The 10,662-nt window shown below is 50.7% G+C and carries 8 protein-coding genes; 6 read left to right on the forward strand and 2 right to left on the reverse strand.

Annotation, left to right across the window (positions count from 1 at the left end):
- Positions 1–292: 292 nt before the first annotated feature.
- Both AC5M9B_RS03185 and AC5M9B_RS03190 read right to left on the reverse strand, forming a co-directional pair.
- The gene (locus AC5M9B_RS03185; RefSeq protein WP_070656553.1) at positions 293–1,846 is read right to left on the reverse strand and encodes a YdgA family protein; all 1,554 of its coding nucleotides are present in this window, start codon (positions 1,844–1,846) and stop codon (positions 293–295) included.
- A gap of 286 nt (positions 1,847–2,132) precedes the next feature.
- Complete coding sequence (locus tag AC5M9B_RS03190) at positions 2,133–3,542, reverse strand: MFS transporter (RefSeq protein WP_070656555.1); 1,410 nt, start codon at positions 3,540–3,542, stop codon at positions 2,133–2,135.
- 427 nt (positions 3,543–3,969) lie between these two features.
- On the opposite strand from AC5M9B_RS03190, the gene AC5M9B_RS03195 reads away from it, so the two are divergent.
- From AC5M9B_RS03195 to rpiA, 6 genes are all read left to right on the forward strand, one after another.
- Positions 3,970–4,749 carry a (Fe-S)-binding protein gene (locus tag AC5M9B_RS03195; protein ID WP_487648245.1) on the forward strand — a complete coding sequence of 260 codons (780 nt, stop codon included), beginning with the start codon at positions 3,970–3,972 and terminating at the stop codon, positions 4,747–4,749.
- A complete protein-coding gene (locus AC5M9B_RS03200; protein ID WP_019271229.1) occupies positions 4,746–5,447 on the forward strand; it encodes a LutC/YkgG family protein in 702 nt (233 codons plus the stop codon). Before AC5M9B_RS03195 ends, AC5M9B_RS03200 begins: the two co-directional genes overlap by 4 nt.
- Positions 5,444–6,898, forward strand: a complete 1,455-nt coding sequence (locus AC5M9B_RS03205; RefSeq protein WP_070656557.1) for a LutB/LldF family L-lactate oxidation iron-sulfur protein — start codon at positions 5,444–5,446, stop codon at positions 6,896–6,898. The genes AC5M9B_RS03200 and AC5M9B_RS03205 overlap by 4 nt, the downstream gene beginning before the upstream one ends.
- A gap of 303 nt (positions 6,899–7,201) precedes the next feature.
- Complete coding sequence (ilvD, locus tag AC5M9B_RS03210) at positions 7,202–9,061, forward strand: dihydroxy-acid dehydratase (RefSeq protein ID WP_101809994.1); 1,860 nt, start codon at positions 7,202–7,204, stop codon at positions 9,059–9,061.
- Positions 9,062–9,312: 251 nt separating this feature from the next.
- Positions 9,313–9,792, forward strand: a complete 480-nt coding sequence (gene ispF / locus AC5M9B_RS03215; RefSeq protein WP_146736862.1) for a 2-C-methyl-D-erythritol 2,4-cyclodiphosphate synthase — start codon at positions 9,313–9,315, stop codon at positions 9,790–9,792.
- A gap of 70 nt (positions 9,793–9,862) precedes the next feature.
- Entirely contained in the window at positions 9,863–10,534 is a 672-nt protein-coding gene (gene rpiA / locus AC5M9B_RS03220) for a ribose-5-phosphate isomerase RpiA (RefSeq protein ID WP_070656562.1), read from the forward strand.
- The last annotated feature ends 128 nt before the right edge of the window (positions 10,535–10,662 follow it).

The following is a 10,662-nucleotide window of genomic DNA, read 5'->3' on the forward strand; positions in this document are numbered from 1 at the left end:
GAGTGTCCAAGATTTGGGGGCCAGTTCAGAGTTTTCAGACGACCTTTTTGATATTGGCTGTAATTGTAGGCTGTGTTGATATAACAGGTTCATATAAGGACTTTCCATCTAGTCATTTTTGCGGGGAGGGAGTTTGGAAATTCGAAATTAGGGCGATTTTTGAATATTTCTAAAAATCAGAGTCCTCTTGCCTAGAGAGAATAACGAAAGAGTCATTCTTATTTTGTATATTTACTATAAATTAAACCTGCTAAGAAAAAAGGTCGTCTGAATTTTTAGACGACCTTTCGGTTTATGGATGGGATGGTTCGGAAACCATATCCGTATCATCAAAATCCGGTTCAGGATCATTTTTCAGGACTTTGCCGTTAAGCTTCAATTCGTTGTTTTGCAAAGTTATCTTGGTTTTGACTGTACCGTTTTCCAGCGCCAGATATTTTTCGTCCGCCATGCTGCGGATGGTGCTGTCCACCATTAGGCGCAGGGTTTCGGTAACGTCTTCGATACCTGCCTGCCCATTTGCCTCGTCGTCGGGATTGACGCTGAAAATACTGCGTGCCTGACTGATTGCCAGTTGTTCGAGCAGTTTTTGGGGAACCGCCATGTCAAATCCGGCTTCGGTTTTTTTCAGCATATCACTGAGGCTGTTCAAATCTTTTGTTGCCAGACCTTTAAACAGCAGTTTGCCACTGACATCGACATCGCCTTGAGGCATAGTGAATTTGAAGGTCTTAACATTCAAGATAGGATTATTGGTAAACAGGCTTGAAGCCTCGTTCTTGGCGGTCTGTATCAAGGAGTTTTGGATTTCTTCTTCGCTCATTTTTTTATCTGCGATTTCGGCAAATTTATTTTTCAGCGCAAGAAGGCCGGAGGCATCCAAGTGTTCGGCGGCAATATTGATGTCCAATGGGCCGTATTTTTCATCGCCGTAAGTCAGGTCTTGAAATTGGAAGCGGCCTTCGCTGTTGATGAATTTGTCCGCTTCGTGAGTATCGGTTTCAAATTTCAGTTTGCTGACTTCGATTTTTGACGGAGGGATGCTGCCTGTCGGATTGATAAACGCACCGATTTGCAGATTGGTAACCAAGTTCACCAATTCATTCAGTTTGATGTTGTAATCGATGTTGTCTTTCCACTGGAGCAGGAATTTATCCAGCGTAGTGCTGCTTTTGCCTAAAGACAGTTTGTTGAGGCCGCTTGTGGTTTCAGATTGGAAATGTAGGTTTTCCAGAGAAATGTCGCCCTTGTCCGCCAGTTTGACTTGAAGGGAGGGAGCCAGATAGTCATGGCTATAACTTTGGAAATCTTTTTTATAGTCGGTATGCCCGCTCAGACCTTTCCAGTTCAGCTTGATGCCGGAAAGCTCTTCGTAATCGAAAGCGGGGATACTCAAATCCAGTTTGCCGCTGCCGCTGAAATAGATGGTGTTGCTCATCGTTACCGGAGTTTGTTTACCGAAAAAGCGTGATAATGCTTTTTCAGTTTCAGGGTGATATTTGAACTCGGTTTCGATGTGCGCCTGAGTGCCTATGTCGCCGGCAAACGGTCCGTGGCTGATGTGGTTGATAACCGTAATCGGCTCTTGCAGGATGGTTTTCAGGTTGTCGGGCAGGTATTTTTGCGTATTTTGAAGAAGAGTAGGTTTCAGGCGGATAACGGTGGTTTCCGTTGCGCTGAACCAACCGCGTTCGTATTGATGCGATTCTACGGTTAGAAAACCGGATTCTTGTAAGAGTTTTTGTTGTGCGGTAAGGCTTTCCTCTGCTTTGATGCCGAGGTAGTAGGGGGTGCCAAGTACGGCTGCTACGGCTACGGCAGCAACCGGGATAAGATACTTTTTCATTGCTTCAGACACACAGATTGAAAGCATTAAGCATAGCATTTTTTGCTTTGCTTGTCTTTTTAGTGTGGCGGCTTCCTATGAAGAATATGGGTCGTCTGAAAATTTTCGGGCTGTTTTTTGATTGTTAGGTAGGTGTTGGCGGGTAATGTTTGGATATGTCTGTATTGAATTTTGACTGATGTTCAGGTGCAGTTTTTACTGTTTCCGTCAGTTGCTTTGCCGAATGGGTGTTGCGGGTAAAGGCGTGGAATATCTTTCAGACGACCTTTTCGGTTTTGGGAAATGTTCAGTCGGTTAGGTTGCGTCCGTCGGAAATGTGCAGGCGGCTGAATATGGTGCTGGAGATGAGTGTAATCAAGCCGATGGAAAGGAGGGTAAGGCGAAATGAAAGGTGGAGGTTGCCTGCGGTGAAGCTGCTTTGCGACCAGTTTTGCAGGATAAGCGCGCCGAGCGCAATGCCGAGGCTGATGGCGAGTTGTTGGTTGACTGCCATCAGGCTGTTGCCGCTGCCGGTTTGGTGCGCGCGCAGGTCGGCGATGGTCAGGGTGTTCATGGCGGAGAACTGGATGGAGTTGCAAGTACCAATCAGGAGCAGCAATGCAATCCAGACGATTAAAGACGTGTCCGCATCGGGTAGGGCTAGCAGCATAATCAATATCGCGAGGAAGCGCGTGTTCCAAATCAACACGTTGCGGTAGCCGAAGCGCGACATCAGGGGCTTGATGAGCGGTTTGACGGCAAGCGAGGCGAAAGCGACGGGGGCGACCAGCCAGCCGGATACGCTGGCGGCGAATCCGAATGCGACTTGAAACAATAGCGGTAGCAAAAAGGGGATGGAACTGATGCCGAGCCGGCTGAACAGGTTGCCTGTCAAACCCAGTCGGAAAGTGCGGACTTGGAACAAATCCGCCGCGTAAATCGGATTGGCGGCGGTTTTCATGTGGCGGTAGTAGAGCAGGGCGAATGCCGTACCGCCGATGGCGAGCAAGAGCGAAAACCAAACTGCGCCAGAATGGGACACCATTTCCACTGCCAACATCAAGAGACACGCCGCCGAAGCGAAAGTCAGGTAGCCGCTCAAGTCCAGAACCGTATTTTTGCCTTTGACATCGGGCATAATCCGCCAGCCCAGCAAGACGCCGAGCAGCCCTATCGGCAGATTCAGCAGGAAAATCCAATGCCAAGATGCGTATTCCACCAAATAGCCGCCGACCAAAGGACCGAATATCGGGCCGATCAGCGCGGGCATCACGGCATAATTGATGGCGTTTAAGAGTTGGGATTTGTCGTACACGCGCAAAATCGTCAGGCGCGGCACGGGTACCAACATCGACCCGCCTATGCCCTGAATCACCCGCGCCATCACCAGCATGGGCAGATTGGCTGCCGCCGCACACAATGCCGATCCGAGCATAAAAATGCCGATTGAACCGAAAAATACGTTTTTAGTGCCGAACCTGTCCACCAAATAGCCGCTTAAAGGAATCAGCAGGGCGACGGTCAGCGTATAGGAAATCGCCGCCAGCTGCATATTGAGCGGCGATACTTGGAAATCTTTGGCGATTTCGGGCAGGGCTGTGTTCAGAATCGTCGCGTCCAGCATCTGCATAAAAATCGCAATCGCCAAAAGCAGGGGCAGCCAGCGGGACGGGCGGACGGGCGGCGTTTCCAAAACGTTTGATTCGGTTGTGTTCATAGGGATAAATTGTAACTGATTTGAAAGGAGGTCGTCTGAAAGAGGATAAGGGTAGCAAAAGGCAGCTATTGGCAAATAATATTGTAAATCTGATTCAGTTTTAGAATACTGTTTGAGCAATGTACTTTTAAGCGACGAGTTTCAGACGACCTTTGAAGTTGAGTGATGGAATGACAGTCGTTATGACAGCAGTGAGTTCATAAGCAATTTATTTCGGGTATTGTTTAATTATGAATATATTAGATATTAATTATAATGATAATAATTAGCATATATGAAGACGATTCAATATATGCGGGTATTAGGTCTTAGCAGTCATCCGATTCCAATATTATTTTTTAAAATTATACTTGACCGCCTACATGCAATTACTTAAAGTAGCCATCTATTTATACAAAGAAAAACGGGTACTCCCGTTAACGAAAAAATGAGCGCAATCACTCCACCCAAAATCACTACATTCGACAGCAAGCCGACCGATGTTTATTTCTTCGGCACCTGCGTCCTCGATCTTTTCATGCCCGAAGCAGGCATGGATGTCATTACTTTAATCGAGCAGCAAGGCATACGGGTTCATTACCCGATGGCGCAAAGCTGCTGCGGCCAACCCGCCTACTCTTCCGGTCATCCGACCGAGGCGTTTGATGTCGCCAAAGCGCAACTCGACCTCTTCCCCGAAAACTGGCCGATCGTCGTACCGTCCGGCTCATGCGGCGGCATGATGAAACATCACTGGCCTACCCTGTTTAAAAATACAGAATACGAATCCAAAGCGGTGGATTGTGCCAACCGCATCATTGAGTTTACTCATTTCTTGCTTGCCATCGGCTACAAGCCTGAAGACAAAGGCGAGCCGGTCAAAGTCGCCGTCCACACTTCCTGCGCCGCCCGCCGAGAAATGAATGTCCATATTTCAGGATGGCAGTTGATTGATGGCATGGAAAACGTTGAACGTATCGTTCACGATCACGAAAGCGAATGCTGCGGCTTCGGCGGTACATTCTCCGTCAAACAAGCGGATATTTCCGGCGCGATGGTAACCGACAAAGTCGCCGCGCTGAAAGAAACCGGCGCAACCGAAATCATCAGCGCGGACTGCGGCTGCATGATGAACATCGGCGGCAAAATCGCTAAGGACGAGCCGAACATGCCGCGTCCGAAACACATCGCATCCTTCTTGTTGGAACGCACCGGAGGCAAAGCATGAGCGCGCGCGAAAATATTTTGGCAAAACTGAAAAAAGCCGACGCATTGCCGATGGAAGAGCCTGCGGTTTTTGATTATTACCGTGAAATGGGTGTTTCTTGGGACAGCGAAGTTGAGCGCCTGAAACATTGGGCTGCCGCTATGCGCGCTGTCAAAACCGAAATTTATTGGGTGACCAAAACCAGCTGGCCGCAAGTATTCCGTCAAGCAGCCGAAGGCAAAGGTTTGAAAAACATCCTGCTGCCGTTGGCGACCGAACACGGACAAATCGCCCGTGCCGCGCTGGTGGACAGCAATATCGAACCGATTGCTTTCGAGCGCGAAATCGATACTTGGAAAACTGAGTTTTTCGCGAACATCGATGCAGGCTTTAGCGGCTCGCAATGTGGCATCGCCCGCACCGGTACACTGATGCTGTTTTCCAGCCCCGAAGAACCGCGTACTTTAAGCCTTGTTCCGCCCGTGCATTTCTGCCTGTTTGATACGGCGAAAATGTATAACGAATTCCATAATGCCGTCGAAGGCGAAAAACTGGTGGAAAACGGTATGCCGACCAATGTTTTCCTGATTTCCGGCCCGTCCAAAACCGCAGACATCCAGCTAACGCTTGCTTACGGCGCGCACGGTCCGCGTGATTTGGTCATTCTCGCCATCCTGCCTGACCACATTTCCCCTGCCGATTTGGAGGAAAACGCATGACTACGCAAACCATCAAGTTCCACATGAAGCCGGAAACTTTCAAACAAAACGCCGCAATTTCCCTTCAAGACAAGCCTTTGCGTAAGAGTCTGCGTACCGCGATGGATATGCTGATGACCAAGCGCAAAGCCGTTTTGTCCGACGAAGAAGAGTTGCAAAACCTGCGTGATTTGTGCGAACACGTCCGTCAGCGTTCATTGTCTAAATTGCCCGCCCTGCTGGAGCAATTGGAAGAAAACCTGACTAAGTTGGGCGTTAAAGTACACTGGGCGGAAACTCCATCCGAAGCCTGCCAAATCATCCACGACATCATTGCTGTCAAAAACGGTAAGCTGATGGTCAAAGGCAAATCGATGGTTAGCGAAGAAATCGAGCTGAACCATTATCTTGAAGCAAAAGGCATTAAAGCGGTGGAAAGCGACTTGGGTGAGTTTATCGTCCAAATGGCAGGCGAAAAACCGACCCATATCGTGATGCCTGCTATCCACAAAACCAAAGAACAGGTTAGCGAACTTTTCCACCAAAATCTTGGCACGCCGTTAACAGACGACGTAGACCAACTGACCGGCTTCGCCCGTAAAGCACTGCGCGATATTTACAGCACTGCCGATGTTGGTTTGAGCGGCGTAAACTTTGCTGTTGCTGAAACAGGTACACTATGTCTGGTTGAAAACGAAGGCAACGGTCGCTTGAGTACCACCGTTCCGCCCGTGCATATCGCCATTACCGGTATTGAAAAAGTTGTAGCCAAGCTGTCGGACGTTCCGCCTTTGTACAGCCTGCTGCCGCGTTCTGCCATTGGTCAGAACATTACCACTTATTTCAACATGATTACCGGTCCGCGCCGCAGCGAAGAGCTGGACGGTCCGCAAGAAATGCACTTGGTTCTGCTCGACAACGGCCGCAGCCAAGCCTATGCCGAAGACCAAATGCGCCGCACCTTACAATGTATCCGTTGTGGCGCGTGTATGAACCATTGTCCGGTTTATACCCGTATCGGTGGCGCGGCATACGGCACAACCTATCCCGGCCCTATCGGCGAGATTATTTCTCCGCACTTGTTGGGTCTGGATGCTACCCGCGACCTTCCGACCGCCTGTACCATGTGCGGCGCGTGTGTGGAAGTTTGTCCGGTGCGTATCCCGATTACCGAGCAGATGCAGCGTCTGCGTGTCGAGGCACAACGTTCGCCGACCGAGGTCGTACCGCATCCTATCCGCGGACAAGGCGCATCGCATACCTTCGGCGAACAAATGGCATGGCGTACATTCAACGGCATTTTCAGCGGCAGCAAAACTTACCGCGCCTTCGGTTGGGCGGCTACCAAATTCCGTGCATTGACACCAAGCAAGCAACTGGGCTGGACGGATAACCGCGTTCCGATGAAACCTGCCAAAAAAACGCTGCATGAAATGATGGCGGAAAAAATGCGCCAAAAAGAAAAAGCGTAAAGCTGAAAATCATAAGGGCAATGACCCATATTTGAACATGATATGTGTCTAAGTTTTTTCTTGTGAAAAGTTAGAAAGGTCGTCTGAGAAGCATTTCAGACGACCTTCTGTTTATTATTGAAGCAAACACAGGATAAGCAAATACTGCTTAGTTTTACTACAAAATAGCAGTTCTTTGCCAAACATAATTGGTATAAAATACCAAACTATTTTTATAGGTCGCAGGCAATCATTTCAGCGCATTTCAGAATGCGAAGCCTGCCTGTTAGATACGGCCTCATCATATAAATAAAGGAATGCAAAATGCCAGACTACCGCTCCAAAACCTCTACTCACGGCCGCAATATGGCGGGTGCACGCGCATTGTGGCGCGCCACCGGTGTGATGGAAACCGACTTCGGCAAGCCCATCATTGCCGTTGCCAACTCGTTCACCCAATTCGTCCCCGGCCATGTCCACCTGCACAACATGGGCCAACTGGTTGCCCGCGAAATTGAAAAAGCGGGCGCCATCGCCAAAGAATTCAACACCATCGCCATCGACGACGGTATCGCCATGGGACACAGCGGTATGTTGTACTCTCTGCCCAGCCGCGATTTGATTGCCGACTCCATCGAATACATGGTCAACGCCCACTGCGCCGACGCGCTGGTGTGCATTTCCAACTGCGACAAAATCACCCCCGGAATGCTGATTGCCGCCATGCGCCTGAACATCCCGACCATCTTCGTTTCCGGCGGCCCGATGGAAGCGGGCAAGGTTATCGGCGTGGCAAATATCCAGCCCGAACGCCGCTTGGACTTGATTGATGCCATGATTGAATCGGCGGACGACAATGTCAGCAACCAGCAAGTCGAAGAAGTCGAACAAAACGCCTGCCCGACCTGCGGCTCCTGCTCCGGCATGTTCACCGCCAACTCCATGAACTGCCTGACCGAAGCGCTTGGTTTATCCCTGCCTGGCAACGGCTCCTACCTTGCCACCCACGCCGGCCGCAAAGAATTGTTCCTCGAAGCAGGCCGCATGATTGTCGAAATCACCAAACGCTATTACGAGCAAGACGACGAAACCGTGTTGCCGCGCAGCATCGCCACCAAAAAAGCGTTTGAAAACGCCATGACCATGGACATCGCCATGGGCGGCTCCACCAACACCATCCTGCATTTACTCGCCGTCGCCAACGAAGCGGGCGTGGATTTCAAAATGGCCGACATCGACCGCTTAAGCCGCGTCGTCCCCTGCATCTGCAAAACCGCGCCCAACAACCACGACTACTACATGGAAGACGTGCATCGCGCGGGCGGCATCTTCGCCATCCTGAAAGAACTGGACAAAGCGGGCAAACTGCACACCGACGTGTACACCATCCACGCGCCGACGCTGAAAGACGCGATTGAACAATGGGACGTGACCAATCCTGAAAACACCCACGCCATCGAACGCTTCAAAGCCGCACCCGGCGGCGTGCGCACCACTCAAGCGTTCTCGCAGAACCGCATGTGGAAAACCCTCGACCTCGACCGCGAAAAAGGCTGTATCCGCAACGTCGAACACGCCTACTCGCAAGACGGCGGTTTGGCGGTCTTATTTGGCAACATCGCCGAGCGCGGCTGCGTGGTGAAAACCGCAGGCGTGGACGAGAGCATCCTCAAATTCACCGGCCGCGCCCGCGTGTTTGAAAGCCAAGAAGCCGCCGTCGAAGGCATTTTAGGCAACCAAATCGTCGCCGGCGACATCGTCATTATCCGCTACGAAGGTCCGAAAGGCGGCCCGGGTATGCAGGAAATGCTGTATCCGACTTCCTATCTGAAATCCAAAGGCTTGGGCAAAGCCTGCGCCTTGCTGACGGACGGACGCTTCTCAGGCGGCACATCAGGCTTGTCCATCGGCCACGCTTCGCCTGAAGCGGCGGAAGGCGGCGCCATCGGTTTGGTGCACGAAGGCGACACCATCGAAATCGACATCCCCAACCGCAGCATCAACCTGAAAGTGTCCGACGAAGAACTCGCAAAACGCCGCGCCGAAATGGAAGCGCGCGGCAGCAAAGCGTGGAAGCCGGAAAACCGCGACCGCTACGTTTCCGCCGCCTTGCGTGCCTACGGCGCCATGGCGACTTCCGCCGACAAAGGCGCGGTGCGCGACGTATCGCAAATCGAGCGCTGATTCGGTATATTACAGGCAGGAGGTCGTCTGAAAACCTCCTGCCTTTTTTCCGATTTGAATCAATCCTTATCGCGAAACAGTATCCATGACTTACCTTTCAACGATTTATTTTACTGCTTGTATCGGTCGAAAAAGTTTCAAGCGGTATCTGACGGAAAATTAGGCAAAAGGCTGCGCAAATTTGACACCCATCTGTCAGGTCGTTTGAAAACTATTTTCCAGACGACCTGACATTGAAAAAAGGACAAAACATGAATATCCGTATCGGACAAGGCTACGATGTCCACCAACTCGTCGAGGGTCGCAATTTGATTCTCGGCGGCGTAAATATTCCGTTTGAAAAAGGCCTGCTCGGTCATTCCGATGCCGACGCGCTTTTGCACGCGATTACCGACGCATTGCTCGGTGCGGCGGGCTTGGGCGACATCGGCAGCCATTTCCCTGATACCGCCGCCGAGTTTAAAGATGCCGACAGCCGCTTATTATTGCGCGAAGCATATAAGAGCGTGCAGGCTTTAGGCTGGCGCGTTGTGAACGTGGACACGACCATCATCGCGCAAAAGCCCAAGCTCGCGCCGCACATTCCCGCCATGCGCGCCAACATTGCCACCGATTTGGGCATTCAGACGACCTATGTGAACATTAAAGGCAAAACCAACGAAAAGCTCGGTTATCTGGGTCGCATGGAAGCCATCGAGGCGCAGGCGGCGGTGTTACTGGAAAAAGCGTAAGCAGGCAAGCACAAACGGCATGAAAATGTTAAGATAATCCTATTGACCCACATCCCATTAAGGAGAACTCATGGCTACTCAAGATGAATTGAAACGCATTGCCGCCGAGAAAGCGGTGGAATTCGTACCCGAAAACGAATACATCGGTATCGGTTCCGGCTCGACCGTCAATATGTTTATCGAAGCATTGGGCAAAAGCGGCAAAAAAATCAAAGGCGCGGTTTCGACTTCTAAAAAGTCCAGCGAATTGATGGCGCAATACGACATCCCCGAAGTATCGCTGAATGATGTGATGGGGCTGGCTGTCTATGTTGACGGCGCGGACGAAGTGAACCATATGCTGCAAATGATTAAAGGTGGCGGCGGTGCGCATCTGAACGAGAAAGTCGTCGCCAGTGCGTCTGACAAATTCATCTGTATCGCCGACGAGAGCAAATATGTATCGCGTTTGGGCAAATTTCCGCTGCCCGTAGAAGTATTGCCTGGTGCGCGTTCGCTGGTGTCGCGCAAACTTTTGGCAATGGGCGGACAACCTGAATTGCGCTTGGATTACACTACTTTCCACGGCAATCAAATCGTCGATGTCTATGACTTGAATATCGACCGTCCGCTGACTATGGAAGATGAAATCAACCGCATCACCGGCGTTCTCGAAAACGGCATCTTCGCGCGCAACGCCGCGGATTTGTTGATCCTGGGCACAGAGCAGGGCGTCAAAGTCATCAAACCCGGACAAAATTAAAGGTAATAAACAGCAAAGGTCGTCTGAAAACCAATTTCGGTTTTCAGACGACCTTGGATTCGGATTTCAAGTGCAACACTATGGTACTAGTGGTTGGAACAGATTCAAGAATAAAACACTTGGCGTTT

Source organism: Neisseria flava, from assembly GCF_982712965.1.